Origin of the sequence: Pseudorhodoferax sp. LjRoot39, assembly GCF_964253035.1 — a bacterium.
Lineage (GTDB): Bacteria > Pseudomonadota > Gammaproteobacteria > Burkholderiales > Burkholderiaceae_C > Pseudorhodoferax.
In genome coordinates, this window is the sequence record NZ_CAXUQL020000001.1 from 282,211 (window position 1) to 302,788 (window position 20,578).

17 protein-coding genes are annotated in these 20,578 nt (G+C 53.5%); 13 read left to right on the forward strand and 4 right to left on the reverse strand.

What is annotated here, in order from left to right:
* Window positions 1–35: 35 nt before the first annotated feature.
* Complete coding sequence (locus ACSQ4M_RS01365; protein ID WP_436187891.1) at window positions 36–1,139, reverse strand: MraY family glycosyltransferase; 1,104 nt, start codon at window positions 1,137–1,139, stop codon at window positions 36–38.
* A 40-nt stretch (window positions 1,140–1,179) separates the two neighbouring features.
* On the opposite strand from ACSQ4M_RS01365, the gene ACSQ4M_RS01370 reads away from it, so the two are divergent.
* From ACSQ4M_RS01370 to ACSQ4M_RS01415, 10 genes are all read left to right on the forward strand, one after another.
* Complete coding sequence (locus ACSQ4M_RS01370) at window positions 1,180–1,923, forward strand: glycosyltransferase family 2 protein (protein ID WP_436187892.1); 744 nt, start codon at window positions 1,180–1,182, stop codon at window positions 1,921–1,923.
* A gap of 940 nt (window positions 1,924–2,863) precedes the next feature.
* On the forward strand, window positions 2,864–4,423 hold the full coding sequence (locus ACSQ4M_RS01375; RefSeq protein WP_436187893.1) for a hypothetical protein: 1,560 nt from the start codon (window positions 2,864–2,866) through the stop codon (window positions 4,421–4,423).
* Between the two features lie 52 nt (window positions 4,424–4,475).
* Window positions 4,476–6,056: a glucosyltransferase domain-containing protein gene (locus ACSQ4M_RS01380; RefSeq protein ID WP_436187894.1), complete on the forward strand. Its 1,581-nt coding sequence runs from the start codon at window positions 4,476–4,478 to the stop codon at window positions 6,054–6,056.
* A gap of 43 nt (window positions 6,057–6,099) precedes the next feature.
* The gene (locus ACSQ4M_RS01385) at window positions 6,100–6,792 is read left to right on the forward strand and encodes a WbqC family protein (RefSeq protein ID WP_436187895.1); all 693 of its coding nucleotides are present in this window, start codon (window positions 6,100–6,102) and stop codon (window positions 6,790–6,792) included.
* Window positions 6,789–7,730, forward strand: a complete 942-nt coding sequence (locus tag ACSQ4M_RS01390) for a glycosyltransferase family 2 protein (RefSeq protein WP_436187896.1) — start codon at window positions 6,789–6,791, stop codon at window positions 7,728–7,730. The genes ACSQ4M_RS01385 and ACSQ4M_RS01390 overlap by 4 nt, the downstream gene beginning before the upstream one ends.
* Before the next feature lie 4 nt (window positions 7,731–7,734).
* A complete protein-coding gene (locus ACSQ4M_RS01395) occupies window positions 7,735–8,556 on the forward strand; it encodes a phytanoyl-CoA dioxygenase family protein (RefSeq protein ID WP_436187897.1) in 822 nt (273 codons plus the stop codon).
* 12 nt (window positions 8,557–8,568) lie between these two features.
* Window positions 8,569–9,213 carry a methyltransferase gene (locus ACSQ4M_RS01400; protein ID WP_436187898.1) on the forward strand — a complete coding sequence of 215 codons (645 nt, stop codon included), beginning with the start codon at window positions 8,569–8,571 and terminating at the stop codon, window positions 9,211–9,213.
* Entirely contained in the window at window positions 9,210–9,875 is a 666-nt protein-coding gene (locus ACSQ4M_RS01405; protein ID WP_436187899.1) for an acetyltransferase, read from the forward strand. The genes ACSQ4M_RS01400 and ACSQ4M_RS01405 overlap by 4 nt, the downstream gene beginning before the upstream one ends.
* A complete protein-coding gene (locus ACSQ4M_RS01410) occupies window positions 9,872–10,795 on the forward strand; it encodes a hypothetical protein (protein ID WP_436187900.1) in 924 nt (307 codons plus the stop codon). The genes ACSQ4M_RS01405 and ACSQ4M_RS01410 overlap by 4 nt, the downstream gene beginning before the upstream one ends.
* The gene (locus ACSQ4M_RS01415; RefSeq protein ID WP_436187901.1) at window positions 10,785–11,183 is read left to right on the forward strand and encodes a GtrA family protein; all 399 of its coding nucleotides are present in this window, start codon (window positions 10,785–10,787) and stop codon (window positions 11,181–11,183) included. Before ACSQ4M_RS01410 ends, ACSQ4M_RS01415 begins: the two co-directional genes overlap by 11 nt.
* 424 nt (window positions 11,184–11,607) lie before the next feature.
* Here ACSQ4M_RS01415 and ACSQ4M_RS01420 read toward each other — a convergent pair whose 3' ends face one another.
* Complete coding sequence (locus tag ACSQ4M_RS01420) at window positions 11,608–12,696, reverse strand: IS110 family transposase (RefSeq protein ID WP_436187902.1); 1,089 nt, start codon at window positions 12,694–12,696, stop codon at window positions 11,608–11,610.
* Window positions 12,697–12,796: 100 nt separating this feature from the next.
* Here ACSQ4M_RS01420 and ACSQ4M_RS01425 point away from each other — a divergent pair, with 100 nt between their 5' ends.
* From ACSQ4M_RS01425 to ACSQ4M_RS01435, 3 genes are all read left to right on the forward strand, one after another.
* Entirely contained in the window at window positions 12,797–14,353 is a 1,557-nt protein-coding gene (locus tag ACSQ4M_RS01425; protein WP_436187903.1) for a hypothetical protein, read from the forward strand.
* Window positions 14,343–15,479, forward strand: coding sequence for a dTDP-4-amino-4,6-dideoxygalactose transaminase (gene rffA / locus ACSQ4M_RS01430; RefSeq protein WP_436193948.1), 1,137 nt, complete (start codon window positions 14,343–14,345; stop codon window positions 15,477–15,479). The genes ACSQ4M_RS01425 and rffA overlap by 11 nt, the downstream gene beginning before the upstream one ends.
* Window positions 15,480–16,074: 595 nt before the next feature.
* On the forward strand, window positions 16,075–17,100 hold the full coding sequence (locus ACSQ4M_RS01435; RefSeq protein WP_436187904.1) for an acyltransferase family protein: 1,026 nt from the start codon (window positions 16,075–16,077) through the stop codon (window positions 17,098–17,100).
* Window positions 17,101–17,158: 58 nt separating this feature from the next.
* Here ACSQ4M_RS01435 and ACSQ4M_RS01440 read toward each other — a convergent pair whose 3' ends face one another.
* Together ACSQ4M_RS01440 and ACSQ4M_RS01445 are read right to left on the reverse strand one after the other, a co-directional pair.
* Window positions 17,159–18,679 (reverse strand): acyltransferase family protein, encoded by a 1,521-nt coding sequence (locus ACSQ4M_RS01440; protein WP_436187905.1) that lies wholly within the window; start codon window positions 18,677–18,679, stop codon window positions 17,159–17,161.
* A gap of 1 nt (window position 18,680) precedes the next feature.
* Complete coding sequence (locus tag ACSQ4M_RS01445; RefSeq protein ID WP_436187906.1) at window positions 18,681–20,537, reverse strand: ArnT family glycosyltransferase; 1,857 nt, start codon at window positions 20,535–20,537, stop codon at window positions 18,681–18,683.
* Window positions 20,538–20,578 lie beyond the last annotated feature (41 nt).

Genomic DNA, 20,578 nt, shown 5'->3' on the forward strand with positions numbered 1-20,578 from the left:
GAAAAACTGCGGCGGATTGTAGGGGCCGCTGTGTGTCACTTTCCGAGCCAGCGCGGCACCTTGAAGCGGATGATCATGAGGTAGGCGCCGACGTAGGTGACGACGAACAGCGCGCAGAACGCCACCAGCACCGCCGTGTTGCTCCAGAACATGACGGCCGGCACCACGGTCAGCAGCGAGAAGATCCAAAGGTAGGGCGAGGTGCGGTTGTTGCGCGCCAGCAGGTCGCTGGCCTCGTCGTCCTCGAACACCACGCGCACGATGCGCCGGAAGATCAGCTGGTGCAGGTGCAGCGCATCGGCCATGCTGGGCGACTGGCCGCGCGCGAGCTTGCGGTAGACGGAGAACAGCGTTTCGCTCACCGGATAGATCAGCAGCAGCATGGGGAACCAGGGCGACACGGTCGGGTGGCGCTGCACCAGCAGCACACAGGCCACGGCGATCACGAGGCCCCAGACATAGGCACCGCCATCGCCTGCGAAGATCTTGCCGTAGGGATAGTTCCAGAGCAGGAAGCCGCCCGTGGCGCCGACCAGGCAGACCAGCATGGCGGCCAACTGCCGGTCGCCGACCTGCAGGGCCACGTGGACCAGGGCCAGGCTGATCAGGATGGCGACCATGCCGGCCAGGCCGTTGTAGCCGTCGATGAGGTTGAAGGCGTGCGGCAGGCCGGCGATGGCGACCATGGCGAAGATCGCGGCAGCGAGCGGGGCGGCCTGCAGCCAGTCGTCCAGTGGCGCGAAGCCGATGCGGCGCACGCCGAGGTTGAGCAGCCAGCACAGCAGGATGGCGGACAGCGCTGTGAGGCCCAGGCGCAGGCGGGCGCGCAGGCGCTGGGTCATGTCTTCGGCGATGCCGGCGAACACGGCGGGGGCCATGCACATGGCCATGAGCCAGAGGAAGGTGGAGTTGGCGCGCCAGTCGACGTTGAGGGAGGCGGCCTGCGGGGTACCGGCGTAGGCCCAGGCGAGGACGAGACCAACGAAGATACCCAGGCCGCCGATGCGGGGCACGTGGCCCAGGTGAAAGCGCTGCGGCATGTCGTGCGCGTACTGGCGCGCGTGGCGGCGCGCGAGCCGGATGACGACGTAGGCCGCGAGGGCGGAGGTGATAAAGCTGAAGACGACGAGGAAGACCATGGGACGTGGGAACCTAGAATTCCCGGACCGAAATTAGACCATGCAAGCCGAGCAACCCCGCCCGATCACCGTTTCCATCGTCAGCCATGGGCAACAGGCCTTGCTCTTGCCGCTTCTGGAGCAGTTGGAAACCCACTGCGCCGAACTGATCGACAAAGTCGTGCTAACGGTCAACATCTCGGAGCAGGAATTCGTGGCCGGGAGGGTATGGAACTTTCCGCTTGAACGGGTCACGAATGCGCGCCCTCGCGGGTTTGGCGAAAACCACAACGTTGCCTTTACGCGTTGCCATACTCCCTGGTTTCTAGTGCTCAACCCGGACATGCGGCTCGATGTGGATGTGCTGACGCCGATGCTGACGCAGGCCAGCGCACACAGCGGCGTGCTTGCACCCCGTGTGCGCGAACCGGGAAAGCCTCACCTCGAGCCGCACAGAGAAATCCTCACACCCAGGGAAATTCTGTTGCGACGCAGGCCCAACTACATTGCGCCGCAATTTCCTGCCTGGATTCCAGGCATGTTCATGCTCTTCCGCGCAACTGCCTATGCGAGCGTCAACGGCTTCGACCAGCGCTATTTCATGTATGGCGAAGACTTCGACATTTGCGCGCGCTTGAGGCTTGCTGGCTGGAGGCTCACTGTATTTGAAGAACTTGTAGCCATCCATGACGCAAGGCGGGCCAGTCACCGCAGCCTGCGGCATCTCTGCTGGCACGTCGGGAGCCTGTTCCAAGTGTGGTCGTCGAAGGCCTTTTGGAAATATCTCAAAACCCGACTCAAGTGACAAAGTTTTGTTGCACAGATCGCACCACGCGGCATCCGTAGACTGACAGTTCAACAGAGGCGAAGTACGAGCCGCGGATCAGATGCGGTACGCCGAGCATAGTGCAGCGCTTGCTGCAATTGGACGGCCGGTACTAGACCTCAGCACCGTCTGCCAACGCAAAAAGACCTCCCGGGTCGAATTGAACTATCAGGCCTACAGTTGCAGCTGCTAGTTGATGGCACAGGCATCTAGCTATCGGCGTAGGCGAAAGGGCAACGCAAAAACACCGCGGCGAGTACCGGGGTGAATGGCTTAGGGTGCACCTCGGCATCGACGCGTAGACGCTGGAAAGATGCGTCGTTGAGGTGACCTGCAACGCCGTCGGCGTTTCGTTGATACTGTCCGCGCTGCAGGCCCAGATGCCCGCAGGCGAGCCAATCGAAAGCGTCTACCTCGATGGAAACTGCGACACTCGAGACGGCCCAAAGACCATCGAGGAACGGCACGCAACGGCGGTGATCTCCCCGCGTGAAAATTCCCCCATCGGAATACGCCCAGTGTGGCGTCTGCGCGACGCATTCAGGCGTCCGGGAGCGTAGGTGCTTGGGACCGAGAACCGACAAGAAGTGAAGCGGCCGCAACCAGCGAAGGCTTGTCGAGACGAAGATGCACTCCTTCAATCCACTTGGCGAACAACAGAGCACGCCGACGTTCGTCCCCAAGAATTGAGGACTTGCATGTCCGCCTGACCTTGCTGAGCCTCTTTAAGCAAACCGGCTGCACTCAAACTGTGCAGGTTGCTGCTTTGCCACAAGTCCGTCTGAGGCAGGGAGAAATCGGTCCGAAATTCAACTTATGCAACAGAGCCGCAACGAGCGACAATACCAGCAAAACGCTGTCCAAATGGTACCCTCCGTCACACGCTGTGGAATGGAATTAAATACATTTGCTGCCTTTCATGAGTCAATTTACAAAAGAAAAGAACCGAGTTCCTCTCGGCATATTGGCAATTTCGTGCTCGATTGTTTTAATCTCATTCTTTTGGCAAGGGAACAAAGGGTTCAATTTATGGGATGAAGGTTATCTATGGTACGGAGTTCAGCGCGTACTAATAGGCGAGGTTCCGCTTCGCGACTTCATGGCCTACGATCCCGGTCGATATTATTGGTCAGCAGCATTAATACGCATCTGGGGTGACAACGGCATAATGAGTGTTCGCGCTACCGTGGCGACCTTTCAAGCCGCCGGACTATTCGTCGGCCTCTCATTGGTAGCACAATCCAGAAATTTCAAAAGTCGAACTGACATTGTATTTTGGCTTATAGCGGCAGCCACCTTCATGGTTTGGATGTTTCCACGGCACAAGCTCTTTGACATCTCAATCTCCATATTTCTGATTGGAATTCTGACATATCTTGTCAGCAAGCCAACGCCGGGACGATACTTTACAGTGGGCGTATGCGTCGGATTGACAGCGGTTTTCGGACGCAATCATGGCATATATGGAGCCATCGGAAGCCTTGGAGTAATTTCTTGGCTATCAATCAAAAATAGCTCAGCCCCCTCCATTATGAAGGCTGGCGCCATATGGGGAGCAGGAGTACCTGTCGGATTTGCACCCATCATTTTCATGAGCACCCTAGTTCCCGGCTTTGCAATTGCATTATGGGAGAGCGTACGATTTCTATTTGAGCACCAGGCAACCAACCTCCCACTCCCAATACCTTGGCCATGGACGGTAAGCTTTGCAACCGCTTCTGTCGGTGATGCGACAAGAGGGGCCTTAATCGGCATTTTTTTCATCGGAACTCTGGTATTCGGAGGACTTTCGATTCTCTTTGTTGTGTACCGCAAATTCGTAGGAAGGCCTCCCCCCCCTGCTCTGGCGGCCTCAGCATTTATCGCACTACCCTATGCGCACTATGCATTTTCGCGTGCCGATGTCGGTCATCTCGCACATGGCGTATTCCCACTCCTCGTCGGCAGCTTAGTTTTACTGGCTTCGGCCCCGCCAAAAATCAAATGGCCTTTTACCCTGGCTCTCTGCGGTGCGAGTTTTTGGGTGATGCATGTCTTTCACCCAGGCTGGCAATGCCTTGCAAGTAAACAGTGTGTAGAGGTAGAAATAGCAGGCAAGAATCTTCAAGTCGACCAAGGCACGGCACGTGAAATCGCTTTGTTGCGCCAGTTGGAGATTCAGTTCGCGCCAAATGGTCAAGCATTTATTGCGACGCCCTTTTGGCCCGGAGCATATGCTTTGCTAGAGCGCAAATCGCCCACATGGGAAATTTACGCACTTTTTTCACGCCCTGAAATTTTCGAGCAACAAGAAATAAATCGCATCAAGGCAGCACAGCCCGGGTTTGCCCTTATTCTCGATATTCCCCTTGACGGACGGGATGAGCTACGATTCAAGAACACCCACCCCCTAACCAACAAATACATTATCGACAATTTTTACCCAGCGCCCATCTCTGCAGGCCCTGAATACAGAATATACACACCCAAGAACCAATAAGAAGACTCAACAATCATCAACGCACTTAAAAGCCATTGATATACACCCACACATGACCAACCCACCAAACTTCCAACCAAACGTAGGCCGTTGGTTTGAAAGCGATCGAGAAATTCGGGTGTTCATAATTGCCATCCTTGCATCATTCATTGCCAAAGGCATTGCAGCAGTTAATGGGGCATTCAGTGTTGACGATATTTTGTTCATCAACTCCCCATTTGATGGCGCTGCGGTAACGGAAGTTTCCTTCAGGGATGGCCGCCTTCTTTATCCTTTATTCCTGGAGATGCTTTGGCGGCTCGGGCTTGATTCTCAAAAATCAACTTCAATATCCTTTCTTGTTTTCACGCTGTGTCTGATTTTGACGGCACAGCTTGCGTGTAGAGTCTGGAAAATTGAGGAAGATTTCTACGCGTGCCTGTGCGTTGTTTTGTTCGCAACCCTGCATCCGTACCAAGCAGATTTTCTCACTTGGAAAATGGGCACCATTACATCGGGAATTCCACTGCTACTTTCCCTCTATGGTCTTTGGTGCGCAGCTCTGCACAAATCTCGATCTTCGCTTGCCTTTGGCGCGCTCTGCATTGCGCTCAGCCTAAACATCCACCAAATAGGCATAAGCTGGGTCGCCGTGACCGTATGCTTCTCGTTCATATTCGCGTTATTGAGAAAAAACTCAAATATCAAAGAGAACTTGACCTCCAGCAGCGCATTTATCCAACTCTTGGCCATGATACTTGGAGTTGCTCTTTATCTATCAACGCTGATAATATTCGAATTTTTCTCCAACGATCCAGCCCAAAGTAACGCACTGTACACCGCCGACCTATTCACAATAGCCAACCAAGCGTCGACGCTTCTAAATCTAATCATTTACAAAAATCCGTTCTTCTCGTTTCTTACAGACCTAGTTTTTGTTTTCTTTCTCCTTTCCTTCTTTTTTATTTGCATTAACTCCACCAGAAATAAAAATACTACGAGGGGATTGAAAGCTGGAATCCTGATCTCCCTTTCCCTTGCAATACTAGCTGCAGCTATTTCGTGCATAATTTTCCCCACCATAACACTCCAAAAGGGACAATTATTTCCCAGAACCATGTCCGCCTTGGGCCTGTTCTGGGGTGCGCTATGTGCAGCGCTAATAGTACATCTGAGACAAGAAATTTGCAGAAGAACTCTTCTTGGAATATTCTCAATAGTATTTTTTGTATTTATTGGAATCAATAATCAGATATTTAGCGAGCAAATTCGCGCAAATCACAGAGACATAGAATTAGGCCGAAAACTCATAAATCAAATAACCGCACTAGAGGGTCACCAGTTTATTGAAAGAGTGGCAATTATTGGAACCAATCAAGACTCGTTGCGTGGATTGAGGTTTCCCCTCGATTTATCCAGCCCTCAAAGGCTAGAAGTTGGAATAGTAATGTCGATCTTCGCAAACAAGTACAACAATCAATATCGGGTCTCCTTGCTGAACGATGCTCTAGGCGGAAATTTCTTGGGCGAACTGGATAACGCTCAAGCAGAGGAGGCCACCTCTTATTGCAGGTATTCACTTAAAGCGAACGGCAAGTTTCCCGCAGCTGGCTCCGTTGTAAGAAGCGGCGCACTTGCTATAGTATGTTTATGAACACGCCAAGTACACAACATTCGCAGAAGAAACCAATTTTCAAATGAAGAAAATTGCCATACTACAGTCCAATTACATTCCCTGGAAAGGCTATTTCGACATGATCGCCGCCGTGGATGAATTCATCCTTTACGACGACATGCAGTACACCCGCCGCGACTGGCGCAACAGAAACCTGATCAAGACTCCTCAAGGTGCTCAGTGGCTCACCGTACCCGTTCTGGTGAAAGGGAAGTATCACCAGAAAATTTGCGAAACGGAAATCGATGGTGCTGACTGGGCCGCAGCGCATTGGAAAGCAATAGCTCAGAATTATCGGCGGGCATCACATTTTTCCGAAGTCGCGTCATGGCTTGAACCCATCTACCTCAGCGAGAGATTCACCCAGATTTCCAAGCTAAATCGACGCTTTATTGAAGCCATCTGCTTTTATTTTGGGATTACAACGGTCATTAGCAACTCCTATGACTACAAACTGCAGGGCGGAAAGACTGAGCGCCTAGCGGATCTGTGTGTGCAAGCTGGCGGGACCGAATACATCTCCGGGCCAGCAGCCAAGGACTATGTTGACGAGAATGTGTTTTCTGACTTGGGAATCAAGTTGACCTGGTTTGACTACGCTGGTTACCCCGAATATCCGCAGCTGTGGGGTGATTTCATTCATGGTGTCACGATCCTCGATCTGCTGTTTAACTGCGGTAAAGATGCTGCGCGCTATATGAGGCATGTGACATGAAGACAAAGCTCTCGATCGTTACAACTCTTTACCAGTCTGCAAGCTACATAAATGAGTTTCACGCAAGAGCGAGCGATACGGCAAGGCAGCTAGTTGGTGATGAGTTTGAGATCGTCCTAGTAAACGATGGCTCACCGGATGACAGCCTCGAGTTGGCCATCAAACTCACAGAACAAGATCCACATGTTGTTGTGGTTGACTTGTCGCGTAACTTTGGACATCACAAAGCTATGATGACGGGTCTTGCGCACGCCAAAGGAGAGCTTGTTTTTCTTGTCGACTGCGACCTTGAAGAAGAGCCTGAGTGGCTCCCTCGCTTCAACCAGCAGATGGTGCGGGAGCGGTGCGATGTGGTTTACGGCATCCAGGTAGAGAGGAAGGGGGGTATCTTCGAGAAGGCGTCAGGTGCTGCTTTCTACAAAATCTTCCGCAAGCTGACCGGTATTAATCAACCCGACAACATCGTAACCGCCCGGCTTATGACGCAGCGTTATGTGCGAGCCTTGCTCAGCCATCGTGAGCGGGAGTTGAACATAGGCAGTTTGTGGATAGTCACAGGATTCAAGCAAACAGCTCACTCGGTTAGTAAGCATTCGACTAGCCCTACTACATACACCTTCTCTAGAAAGTTAAGCCATTTAGTCAACGCCATTACATCTTTTAGTAGTGTTCCACTTGTTTATACATTTTATTCCGGCCTGCTCATATCGATATCAGCGCTGATCTTCATTTCATATCTTTTTCTGCGCTACTTCTTTATTTCTTCGCCACCCAGTGGATACACATCCCTTATTGCATCTATTTGGTTTTTTTCTGGACTAATTATATTCTTTTTAGGCGTTCAAGGCATCTATCTATCCAAGATATTTTCCGAGGTGAAACAACGACCGTACACTATTATTCGGGAGATTCACCAGAAGCAAATCCAAGGAAACTAATCGCATGACGACCTCCTTCAGCCCAATACCGCATGACCGCTACGGAGTGCTCTCGCAGGACGATCCAACATCGGAATTTGATGAAATTGCGGAGCAGGTCAGGAGACTTGGCTATGCTATTTTAGATTCCGGCTATTCTGCGACTGAACTAAAGCTTCTGTCAGATTCTTTTAATCTGACACGCGCCAACTACATACAAACGTATAGTGAAGCGCGCCTACGCAGCGCAAAAGAGTTCCACACAATCCGCGCGCCCCTCACACAAGGTGATCCAGCATTTCTCCGGCTGGTCACAAATCAGAATCTTCTAGACGTACTGAGCAAGCTGATCATCGGGAAATTCATCCTCAACCAGCAGAATGGAATTATCAATCCGCCGAACGAAAAATACAACCAAGGAGCGTGGCATCGCGATTTACCCTACCAGCACTATGTTTCCAATAGTCCTTTGGCTATTAATGCGCTCTTTTGTCTAGATGATTTCACCCTGGAAAACGGCTCAACGTTCGTACTGCCTGCCACGCACAAAACTGCCAATTATCCGTCCGGATCGTACATCAAGAGGAATGCCTTGCAAATTGAGGCACGATCGGGTCAGTACATTTTGCTGGATTGCATGCTTTTCCATAGCGGGGGAAGCAACAGCACCGCCAAAGAGCGCAGGGCGGTCAACCATGTGTACACGATCCCCTATTTTAAGCAGCAGATAAAGCTACCAGAGCTTCTTAAGACCGCTGATCTCAGCCCCGAGCAAAAAGAGCTCCTTGGATTCAACGTGGAGGAGCCTTGCTCCATTGATCAGTATCTAGCCAAGCGCATTAACTAGGGAAAGAGCCTCATGAACTCTCTACAAAGTGAGAATGGTTTGCTTGCCGAGGTTGCGAGTTACTACTCCGGAAAGCTTGCAGAACATGGAGACACGCCTCGTGGTGTCGACTGGAATGGAGAAGAAAGCCAGAACAGACGTTTTGAGCAGCTGCACAAGATAGTTGATCCGAGGCAGCCTGTTTTTTCTCTCAACGACCTGGGCTGCGGTTATGGCGCATTGCTGGACTATCTACATGATAAGCGCCTTGCCTGCAACTATCTTGGAGTGGACGTTTCGCACGAAATGATCGTCGCCGCCGAGAAACGGCACGCCGCAGTTAAGCAAACTCGTTTCATCGCCTCAGCAGAGCCAGACCGAATAGCGGATTACGGTGTGGCTAGTGGAATTTTTAATGTCCGCCTGGGGTCAACTGACGCCGAGTGGCTTGACTATTTACAGGACACATTGGAGATTTTGAACCGAACCAGCAGTCTCGGTTTTGCGTTCAACTGCTTGACTTCGTACTCAGACAATGATAAAAGGCGCGACTATCTCTATTATGCAGATCCGTGTCGATTATTTGATTTGTGCAAGCAACGCTATTCTTCACAGGTCGCGTTGCTTCATGACTATGGTCTCTACGAGTTCACGATTCTGGTGAGGAAGGCGCCATGAAGAAACCCATTGTGATTTTCGGCTCCGGCCACATCGCCGAACTCGCACACTACTATTTCAGCACGGACTCCGACTACAAGCCCGTTGCTTTTACGGTAGACGCGAACTACATCAAAGAAACCGAATTTTGCGGACTACCGGTTATTGAGTTTGAGAATGTTGCTAAAGAATACCCGCCTGACTCCCATAGCCTTTTTATTGCACTTAGCTACTCGAAACTGAACGCGATACGCAAAGATAAGTTTCTCGCGGCGAAGGCGATGGGCTACAAGCTAGCTAGCTTCCTCAGCTCGAACGCGACAATTCTCAATGAAGGACGGATCGGCGAGAACTGTTTTATTCTCGAAGACAACACCATTCAACCATTCGTAACAATAGGAAACAATGTAACGCTTTGGAGTGGAAACCATATTGGCCATCATTCATTCATTCACGATCACACCTTTATTGCATCCCATGTGGTGGTATCCGGTGGGGTCGAGATTGGTGAGCAATGCTTTGTCGGCGTCAACGCAACATTGCGAGACCATGTCAAGATTGGCGACAAATGTGTCGTAGGGGCTGGGGTACTCCTACTTAAAGACGCAGCGCCTGAGGGCGTCTACATAGGCGCAGCGACGGAGCGATCAAAAGTACCAAGTACCAGGTTGAGAGGTATATGACAAAGCGTTGGATAAAACTAGGCCAACTATATGCCCCTAGTAAATCGATCCGGCACCCGAAACTGCTCTCGCACGCCTCCAATCCACTGCCCGTCCACTTATCAGGTGATATTTATCGTATCTTTTTCAGCTCCCGCGACAAGCATAATCGCTCATCAGTGGGAGCAGTTGATATCGACATTGCTCAGCGTAAAATTTGCGCCGAGCATCACTTTCCATTTTTCGAGCATGGTCCAGTCGGAAGTTTTTATTCCGATGGCGTAAGTATTGGCAACTGCTACGAGGCAAATGGTGTTAAGTACATGTTATTCATGGGGTGGCAAAATCCACCAAGTGGGCGCTGGCGGGGCGACATAGGGCGACTGGTAGTGACTCCGGAGCTGTCGCTTCAACTGGACGATGAAGAGCCCTTTATGGGGAGCGATTCAACTGACCCGATTAGCCTGTCTTACCCTTGGGTCCAAGCAAGACCATTTGGTGGATTCGATATGTGGTATGGCTCTACACTCATATGGGATGCAGGAAATGGAGAGATGTTGCATGTAATTCAACATGCCTCGTCTTACGACGGTAATAACTGGAGCAGGACAGGCCTGTCTATACCATACAAGCTTGGAACTGCTCAAGCTTTCTCAAGACCAACTGTGGTCAGGAACAGTGATCGAAATCTTGAGATGTGGTTCTCTTTTCGCAGCGGGGCTGGCGAAAAGTATCGCATCGGCTATGCCAGGTCTGAGGATGAAAAAAAATGGACGTTGGACTTGGACGGTGCCGGCATTGATGTCTCACCCAGCGGATGGGATTCTGAAATGATTGAGTATCCGTTTGTTTTCGATCACAAAGGTTCACGGTACATGTTATACAACGGCAACGGATATGGAATAACAGGATTTGGTTTGGCGGTGCTTGATGAACTCTAAGAAAAATTTCGGGAGAATTTTTCGTCAGTTCTTTCGCTATGCATTGATTGGTCTGACAACCAACTCATTGGGGTATTTGATCTATCTACTCATTACCCATGCATGGGGCCATCCAAAGCTAACAATGACTATTCTTTATATCCTGGGTGCATTAGCTAGCTTTCTCGCAAACCGCCGATTTACCTTTCAGCATAGTGGCAGCATAGGTCGCAGCGGCACTCGTTACTTTATTGTGCAGTGCTCCGGGTATCTTTTGAACTTATTACTGCTTCTTATGTTCGCAGACTGGCTGGGATTTCCGCATCAAGTTGTCCAGGCAGCGGCAATATTTGTGGTCGCAGCATATCTTTTCTTGTCAGTACGTTTTTTTGTCTTTCGCAATGCTTGATTGCGACAAAACGCCAGAACTCATCCAGGACTTCCAAATATTTCCTTGCGGCGTCTGAACAATGAAGAAAAAGCAAAGTAGATATTCCTTTACCTCGATATCTATATTTTTTTTGGCGCTAACTCTTTTACAGGGACTTCCCCTTTCGTCAACAGCGGCTCATAGGTTTTCTTCCTGATAAACGGTATTCGCATTCATTGATCGCGGACGCACGATGAACTCAGAAGCCACCGCAAAAGGACAGACTGCACATCTACAGGCGGGCTTTTGTCGGCCAGTTGGTCCGAGGCCCCAGATACGAACCGCTCAGCAGGACTCCATTCATTCGTCGTGCTTGAAGCACGGACGAGTTATCGAGCTCACCTGCTGCCGGTCTGACCTGTGGTGGTTATCTGCTATCGCACGTCCAACTCAGAGAATCAGTTCATGCCAGTTGCGGCTTCTGCCGCGCCGCCGGTATTTGGGGCACATGGTCGGGGTCGAATGCACCGTCGCGCGTGAGCACCGCCCACAGAATGCGCGCGTTCTTGTTGGCCAGCGCCACCACGGCCTTTTGCCAGCCCACGCGCTCTTTCAGTTGCACCAGCCACTGGCTGATGCGGTCGCTGCGTTTGGCCGCGCTCATCACGGCCGACTTGGCGCCCTGGATCAGCAGCGTGCGCAAGTAGTCGTCGCCGCGTTTGGTGATGCCCCCGAGCCTGGCTTTGCCGCCGGTGGAGTTCTGGCTGGGCACCAAGCCGAGCCAGGCGCCGAACTGCCGCGCGTTGGCAAACTGGCCAAAGTTGCCCACGCTGGCAACCAGCGCCGACGCCGTGGTCGGACCGATGCCCAGCAGAGTGGCTGCCTTGGCCGCCCGCGCATCGGCGCGCACGTGGGCGGCAATGCGCTCGTCGCACCAGGCAATCTGCAGGTCGACGTCGATCCAGTGCAGATGCGCGCGTTGCAGCGCCAACCGTGCCACGCCGGGCAACTCGTTGCTGGCGTCCTCGATCACGCTGGCCAGCACCAGGCGCAGCGCGTCCGGACCTTGCGCGAAGACCAGCCCGAACTCGGTCAACAGGCCGCGGATGCGGTTGATCAACGCTGTGCGCTCTTCCTTGAAACCTTCGCGCAGCCGGTGCACGGCAAGCTGGCCTTGCTGCTCGGCCGTCTTGACCGGCACGAAGCGCATGTGCGGGCGAGCTGCGGCCTCGCAGATGGCAGCGGCATCATTGGCGTCGTTCTTGCCGCTCTTGCCAGCCATGCGGTAGGGCGTGACGAAGTGGCCTGCGATCAGCCGCGCATCCAGGCCCAGCACGCGCAACCGGCGGGCCACATGGTGTGCGCCACCGCAGGTCTCCATCGCCACGATGCAACCGGCCGGCAACTCCGCGCACCAAGAGAAGAAGCGGTCCGGCGGCAACGCGCGGGCTACGACCACGCGCCCAATCGCATCGACCGCGTGAACCTGGTAGACCCGCTTGGACAGATCGACCCCTACCCGCGCCACCGGCGCCCGTGTAATCTCTGCCATGGACTTCCCCTTTCCTGTTTCAGATTGAACTTCCGCGAGTCAATCTTGGTGCCTGGACACCGTGCTGGGATTGGGGAAGTCCCTTCGTATTCATTTTGTCTTGTACGAGCATTACCCCAGACCGGGCTGGGTAGATGCCGCTGTTTACACCAGCTATGCGACAGTAGATGATGCTTACAAAGAAGTTGATAGCTTTGGCTTGGCCGTCAATGGTGCTACGTACCAACATTCCAGAATCAGCTACATCGGCCCGCTTCGCTTGCTTGGGAGCTATTTGGGGGAAATAGAAGGTCGCCTGATTTTCAATTTAGCACTATTTTTAATCTATTGCATTGCCTCAATAAAGATCTGCGACCTGATCCTCGAACAAAGAAGATACAGGTCATTATTGATGATCTTCTTCACATGCAATCCACTGGTTGTCATTTCCATTGTTTCTGGCGGAGCGGATGGGCCGGCGGCGATATACTCACTTGTATCACTTGCCTTTTTGGCATACGCGCTCAAAAGGCATCACTGGGCATACTTTTTTCAATCTGGCACCTGGCTTGCGCTGTCGCTATCAGCCCATATATTTTCCGCAATTCCATACCTCCTCGCCTTAATCCCATTATTATTCCTTATCTCGCCAAGCAAGGCGCCGTCAGCAGGGCTCTTGAAGATTAGCTTGCCAAATCTTTTATCAAGAAACCTTGCAAAATACCTACTGCACTATTCCCTTGGATTTATATCAGTAATATACATAATCAATATTGCCGCAAAACATCTCGGCATTGAGAAATTCTTCCTTTCGTACAGTTTTGGTCGTGCGCAAAACTCACTTCAGGGTTCTGGCCAGAAGTTCAATCAACCAATTGAATTCGCAATTCAAAACTCTGCGCCTTGGATTGGGGCACTACTTTTCCTCTCGGTCGCGTTTATTTTCTGGTTTGATCGCTCGCACCATGCTAAGAACGCTCGCTATAAATTAAGACTGCGAGGCTCGCTTCTTGGATTTTCTTTTCCCTTGTTTTTTGTTTTGATTTTTGACCTATTCATTGGGGGCAGCCTAATAATATCACCCCATTATTTTTCATTATTCTTCCCGGCTTTTGCCATTGCGCTGGCGGTGCTTTTTTCTGCACTAGACTCAGTGATTTTCTCCAAGGCAAAATTTTTTATAGTTCAGGCGGCAGTTCTTTTGAGCTTCGCCAGCTCGGCTTTTCCGCACAACAACTCGGCAAGCTTTTCTTTCAGCGGGATTGATTCAAAGAGTTTGTACGCCTCGCAAATCGACTTCAAAGATTCTGCGCTTCGATTGGCCGAAGGCGCAGTTTTCAATATCGTTTACTCAAAGACCAATTTAAGTTCGCGCGGCGACTACATTGATTACTTTGAAGGGAAAAAGCGTAGCTTCGATTACATAGACACCTTGGCGTACACGTTCCCCTGGTCTGGGGATAAGATGCACTTAGTCTCTCTTCGGGAAGATAAGCGATTTAGCTTCGAGCTGAAGAAGGGCATGTCAACATTGATATTCTCCAACACATCGAATGAACTTAATAAGTTGCTTGGCGCCATCCATGAATCATTCGGTGTTTTTTCCTTAAAATCCAGAGAATGCGGAGATCGCACTGCATACAACTGGTGCCTTGCTGTTATCGAATATGGACATTAAAATCCCCTTCAATTTGCCTCATATGTCAGGCAAAGAGTTATATTACATTGCTGAAGCACACTTCAACGGTAGCTTGGCAGGTGATGGCCCTTTTACCAAGCGCTGCCATGGCTGGCTGGAGCAGCGAACCGGATGCAGTAGGGGCTTGCTCACTCACTCTTGCACGGCGGCACTCGAGATGGCCGCTCTGCTGCTAGATATTCAGCCTGGTGACGAAGTCATCATGCCGTCGTACACGTTCGTATCGACCGCCAATGCATTTGTCCTTCGCGGTGGGGTTCCCGTGTTTGTTGACATCAGGGAAAGTACGTTAAATTTGGACGAGCGGCTGATCGAGTCTGCGATCACGCCGCGTACCCGTGCTATTGTTCCCGTTCACTACGCGGGAGTGGCATGCGAGATGGATGCGATCATGGCCATCGCTCGGCGCCATGGGCTGAAGGTCGTCGAGGATGCCGCTCAGGGAGTAATGTCGACCTACAAAGGGCGCGCATTAGGTAGTATTGGTGACCTGGGAGCGTACAGTTTTCACGAAACGAAGAACGTAATATCGGGGGAAGGCGGCGCGCTGCTCGTTAATGACCCCGATATGAGGCTTCGCGCAGAGATCGTCCGCGAGAAGGGCACTGACCGTAGCCGTTTTTTCAGGGGGGAAGTGGATAAGTACACTTGGCAAGAGGTGGGTTCATCCTTTCTGCCAGGGGAACTCATTGCTGCGTTCCTTTGGGCGCAACTTGAAGAGGCAGATCGCATAACCAAACAGCGGCTCGCTAGCTGGCAGCGTTATCACGAGCTTTTGGAACCGCTGGAAGCCAAAGGAATACTGAGGCGTCCGATTGTTCCAGATGACTGTGAACACAATGCACATATGTACTATGTTCTCCTGGCTCCGGAACTCGACCGCCAGAAGCTTCTCGATTCTTTTAAGAGGAATGAGATTTGGTCGGTTTTTCATTACGTCCCGCTCCACTCATCCCCCGCAGGGAAGCGTTATGGCCGGCCGCATGGCGATTTGGATGTTACGAACCAACAGTCTGAGAGGCTGGTCCGCTTACCACTTTGGGTTGGGTTATCGAATGAGCAACAGGATCGGGTTGTGGAGGTGCTACGGATTGCTGCCAGATAACCTGCCCTCAGGGGTGAGGCCCTTCATCTCGTCAAATCGGGCTTGTGTTCAAATGACGTCCAGTTGTTGACTGTCAGCGTCGACTCAAAGGTGAGCCACGGCACCTAAGGCGCGGTTGATGCGCGCCTCTTTCGACGCCATCGAGGCGGCATTGATCGCCTCGCCGTTCATTGGTAGGGTTAAGAATTGGTCAAGCACTTCATTGAGGACAGGAATGCAGAGCCGCGCCCCCCCAGTACCGTCCAGCCCCCCACAACGGCCGACCGCACTGGTCAACTCAAGGTGTGGGCGCTCTGCTGCTAGGAACAAGGCTCCTCTCTCGATTGTGCATTGATCGTGCGATTCGGCATTTCCGGCGTTTAGCGTCCGCTGATTCCGTCGGATTTGCAGCTGTCGCAGTGCCCTACCGACCCGATCGACGATTCGCCGGCGCGCACAAATGGAACTACTGAAATTTTGGAATCTAGCGCTTGAGGGACTGACCTTATTCACGATTGCACGCTGAAGCTCGCCACGTACATTGGCTTCTTGATCGCCAGTTGCGGCTTTGCCTATACCGCATTGATCAGACAAACATAGAAATAGTAGATAAATCATGAAGTTTGGATTTGGTAGCTGGCGATTCTTTCTGGCATTTCTGGTCGTGATTTCACATTTGTGGGAGGGCATGATCCACGGGCCGGCCGCTTACGCGGTGTGGGGTTTTTTTGCACTGAGCGGATTTTTGATGACACACGTACTTCAGCGAAAGTACGGCAACACCCCCAATGGACTGAAGGACTTCGCCATCAATCGCTTCCTGCGGATCTTTCCCGCATACTGGATAGCCTGTATTCTTGGCGCCATTGCAATTCTCGCACTGCCCCGTTACAACATCGATCTTGTAGCCCTCAATCCGCAATTTTCTTGGCCAAAGGGGTGGCAGACTTGGCTGAGCAATAGCGTTCTGATTCCGCTTCCTGTGCAGGGACTCTTCGTCCCGGTTTCAGGCGCCCTGGCTGTGGAAGTCGGAGCATATGTGCTGATGCCCTTGATGGCCTTCAGCCGGCCTGCTGCGTGGCTGGGTCTTATCTTGAGTCTCCTCTTGAACTGCGTGCACGGATTCGCCCCTGGCAGTTTTCCGGTACGTTACTCTTCGTTCCTCACAGCCTTTTGGGTCTTTGCATTTGGAGCGTTGCTCGTGCATTACAGGCCGAGGCTGACCCGCTTTGAGGCACCAGCCTTGAGTGTCTTGGCTTGGTTGGCCAATGGCCTTGTCTGGCTGTGGTACGACCCTTGGCCATGGAGCTACGGCCTTTACTTCTCGGTCTTGCTCTCCGGTTGGGTTGCACTGTCACTGGCTCCGCGCAAGACCGGAATAATCGATGCCTGGCTAGGCGATCTGTCCTACCCGGTCTATCTGTTCCACACGGTCGCGGGCGTTTTTGTCTGGCTGCTCCTGCCGCAGGGGCGAACATTCCCCTTTTTCCTGGCCTCGTTCCTGCTGACTCTGTGCATTTCGTGGCTAGTCGTCGTGCTTGTCGATCGACGCCTCGACGAGCTCAAGCGGCGCAAGGCGATCACGGCCGAAGCGATCAAGACCCCATCTGCCACCGACGCAATTGGACAAGCCGCCCGCTGACTTTCATTAGCAGCGGATTGGGCCGACAATGTGGGCGCTGCAAGCTCGTGCGGTCGTATCAGGGACGAACCCACAACGACACCTCGTTCGAACGTTCGACCCCCGCGGTCGAACGGTATTCAAGGTAGATTTTTTTCTCACCCGGCAAAGCCAACAGCCCTGCGCCGACTCTCGCTGTCGCCACGCCTGCTGCCAGCTGGCTGTCCAGCCGGTGTCCATCCATCACGATGACCGCACCAGCCGGAGGCCTGCCTTCAAACCGGATCCAGATGGCCGAATGACCATCAGGCTGTAGATTGACCGCGGTTCCAGCGCGGGTGTCATGGGGACCGAAATCCGTGATCTTCGCAGCCATCGGCCGCTCCGGTCCGACCGCCCACTTATGCGCAATGGAACGCGCCGCCACGCAGAACACCACCAGACCCGTCAGCACCACCAGGAGTGTCCGATGTCGGAACGGGGCGCGCGGCAAAGGGGTTCCGTCGAATTGCCGCCCCAGGTCGATGGCCGGCTTTTCGACCAAGCGCCAGCTCCACGCAGCGAACACGGTGGCCAAACCCAGGGCAAGTGCGCTGAGGACGTGCGGATGCAACGTCTGCGACACCAACGCCAAAACGATCTGCTGGCTGGGCCAGCCGTAGATGTAGATGCCATAGCTCCAATCCTGATGCGGCCGAAGCAAACGTCCCAAAGCTTCCGCTTGGCCAAGCATCAACATAAGCCAGATCGCAAAGGCATAGAAGGCGATGAAGTACACCACGCCGCTACCCCACACCAGCGCCGGCAGCAGAGCCATTCCCTGCCACAGTGCAGGCTTCAGCCATGCGGACACGCCATAAAGGACAACGCCCGTCAGAAACATCAGGCCTGCGCCAAGGCTCCAGTCCGCGTCGAAGAATCCATTGGGAAATCCGCCAAGAGCGTCCAAAAGCAATGCGAGCGCCAGCGCGGCAATGCCCGTCGCCGCAATGCGGCCGCTTGTCCGCAAAATGCCCGCCGCACCGAGACAAGCCAAGAGCGCGTACATCTTGGCTTCCATCGGCAAGGTGTGGATGGGACCATTGATGGTCGGCAGACGATTCGTTGCCAGCAAACCATCCACCTGCCAGGTCAGCTTGAAAATACTGTTGCGTAACACATAGTCGTACAGCCCCTGTGATTTCAGGTAGTACCAGCGAGCGTCTTGCCCTGTGACGATCACCGCCAAAATCGCCGTGACCAGAAGACATACGAAGTAGCCCGGCCAGATTCTGAGAAAACGTTTTAAAACAAAACCCAGGACATCAGGATTCTTGTGGAGGCTTTGGGTGACAAACAGGCCGCTGAGCAAGAAGAACAGCTTGACCGCCAAGCCTCCCACGTCCGTGACCGGCCACAGCAACTCCAAAATAGGGTCTACGTGCCCTGTTGCACCGGTCAGCGCAAACGAATGGAAATAGATCACGCTCGCGGCCAAAACCAAGCGCACCAGCGTGTAGTTGTTATCGTGGCTCTCGATAGTTTCATGCAGTGTCTTGCTGCCAAAAACCAGTTGCCGCAACGAGAAACGGCGCATCGTCGCCGACGGCATGGTATTCATTTCAGGGCGTCACCTGCAGTGAAACGGCGTTCGAGCGCTCGACTCCCGCGGCGGAACGCTTCTCCAGAAAAATCCGTTTCTCACCGGGTACTGCCAGTATGGCAGCATCAACCTTGGCAACCACCAAGCCGGGGGCTACCTGGCTCTCAAGCCGTCGCCCGTCCATCACAATGACGGTACCGTTGGGTATGTGGCCTTCATATCTGACCCAGATGGCCGAATCACCGCCAGGCTGAAGATTGATCGGCTCGCCGACGCGGCTTTCATGCGGACCAAAATCCGTGATATTCGCAGACAACGGAGGAATTTTCCGCTGGCCTGCGATCACATGCACGACCGGCTTTCCATTGCGCTGAACGAGGGTATCGCTCTGAATATCGGTAACTCCGTTTTCCTGCAATACTTGCATATAGCGCGCACGGTCGCTTTCTTTCCAGAATGCCACACGCACGTCCGGCGTTGTATCAAGATGCTTGCGCAGCAATTCGGGGGTGACATCCAGCTCGTAAATTACCTGATTTCCCGTGAGGAACGCGAATGGCATGAAAAACCCCCATTCCGGGAAGTACCACACCGCCCGCTGCTTTTCTGCAAGAGCGGTGCGCGACAGAACCACCAGCGCATCGCTGCTCATTCCTGTGCCCCCCGTTTGCACCAGTGCAGCATGGACTCGGTTCTGCTGGATGACGTTGGATACGAGCAACGGCACCAGCAATAACACACCGGCAACTGCATGCGTCTGCAGGCCACCACTTAGCCGGACCGAAAGCCAATGCAAAGCCGTGCCGAGCACAAGATAGCCCACGGCGACCAGTACGGTGAAATGGTGCGTCCCCATCCTGGCGCCAAAACCCGCGGCCAACAGCACGTAGACTGCAGGCAGAAGAGCAAACGCCAGCAATGTCCGCGCCCAACGCGGATCGCGCCGTCTCTCGTGCCAGGCGCCCATGAGACAGACCGCCATCGCGATGACCGTCAGGGTCGGTTTGGCGACGGTCTGGCTGGCGGAGAGAATCTGGTTGGTCATCATCAGTTCATTGCCCACGCCCGCCATGCCCATCCGCGCATGGGTGAATGCACTCGCCAATCCGGACAGATAGTCGGGACTGGCCCCAGTGGGTTTCAGGCCAGTCAGGGCATTGCGCAGCCATTCCACAAATGGCGCCGGCCCGCCGGACGCATACATCACCCCCGCATACCCGACGACATACGGCAGCATGCCGATCGCAAAGCCCGCGGCCCAGGCTGAAACACGCGGCATCGCCCCCTCTCGCCCCCCGCCGAAAACAGCCAGCCATGCCACTGGCGGCAGAAAGAACAGGAAGACGAAGTAGCCGTAGACGGCCAGGCCCATCGACACACCGCACAGCACCAAGAGCAGCCGGCTAACGGTCTGGCCTCGCTGCGCAGCGCACAATGCAAGATAGACCCCGCACATCATCCATGCCTGCCCCGCCAGAATGATGTAGGCCTGCGTACGGAAGGAGCCGAGAAATGCCATGTCAGTCGCCAGCACCGTTGCCAGGGCCACGGCCAAGAGCGGGCGCCCGGTGATCCGGCGCAAGATCAGCCAGGCGAACAGAACGATGACGGCACCGAACAGCGCGTGGGTGAGCCGCGCGGACACCACCGAGGTACCGAGTACACCGTAGGTCAGTAACCCCAGCCAAAGTGTCTGCGTGCCGTGGTAAAGATTGCCCAGGATCGGCAGCTTCGGGCCCGGCAGAATCCAGACCGGATTGGCCAGCGCAGGATGCAGCCAGCGCGCCACCAGGTAGTCCGGATTGATCGCATCCATGTAGAGCCCCGGCAGTTCCAGATTACGCAGTGCGCAGACGCAGAACACTGCGAGCGCCACGCTCCATCCAGCCCGCCCGCGCAAGATCTGCAGCACTGCGG

Coding starts and splice junctions, on each gene's coding strand:
- ACSQ4M_RS01395 (WP_436187897.1), top strand. CDS start 7,735: ATGACGACCTCCTTCAGCCCAATACCGCATGACCGCTACGGAGTGCTC.
- ACSQ4M_RS01385 (WP_436187895.1), top strand. CDS start 6,100: ATGAAGAAAATTGCCATACTACAGTCCAATTACATTCCCTGGAAAGGC.
- ACSQ4M_RS01400 (WP_436187898.1), top strand. CDS start 8,569: ATGAACTCTCTACAAAGTGAGAATGGTTTGCTTGCCGAGGTTGCGAGT.
- ACSQ4M_RS01440 (WP_436187905.1), bottom strand. CDS start 18,679: ATGAATACCATGCCGTCGGCGACGATGCGCCGTTTCTCGTTGCGGCAA.
- ACSQ4M_RS01390 (WP_436187896.1), top strand. CDS start 6,789: ATGAAGACAAAGCTCTCGATCGTTACAACTCTTTACCAGTCTGCAAGC.
- ACSQ4M_RS01375 (WP_436187893.1), top strand. CDS start 2,864: ATGAGTCAATTTACAAAAGAAAAGAACCGAGTTCCTCTCGGCATATTG.
- ACSQ4M_RS01380 (WP_436187894.1), top strand. CDS start 4,476: ATGACCAACCCACCAAACTTCCAACCAAACGTAGGCCGTTGGTTTGAA.
- ACSQ4M_RS01370 (WP_436187892.1), top strand. CDS start 1,180: ATGCAAGCCGAGCAACCCCGCCCGATCACCGTTTCCATCGTCAGCCAT.
- ACSQ4M_RS01405 (WP_436187899.1), top strand. CDS start 9,210: ATGAAGAAACCCATTGTGATTTTCGGCTCCGGCCACATCGCCGAACTC.
- ACSQ4M_RS01365 (WP_436187891.1), bottom strand. CDS start 1,139: ATGGTCTTCCTCGTCGTCTTCAGCTTTATCACCTCCGCCCTCGCGGCC.
- ACSQ4M_RS01435 (WP_436187904.1), top strand. CDS start 16,075: ATGAAGTTTGGATTTGGTAGCTGGCGATTCTTTCTGGCATTTCTGGTC.
- ACSQ4M_RS01420 (WP_436187902.1), bottom strand. CDS start 12,696: ATGGCAGAGATTACACGGGCGCCGGTGGCGCGGGTAGGGGTCGATCTG.
- ACSQ4M_RS01415 (WP_436187901.1), top strand. CDS start 10,785: ATGAACTCTAAGAAAAATTTCGGGAGAATTTTTCGTCAGTTCTTTCGC.
- ACSQ4M_RS01410 (WP_436187900.1), top strand. CDS start 9,872: ATGACAAAGCGTTGGATAAAACTAGGCCAACTATATGCCCCTAGTAAA.
- rffA (WP_436193948.1), top strand. CDS start 14,343: ATGGACATTAAAATCCCCTTCAATTTGCCTCATATGTCAGGCAAAGAG.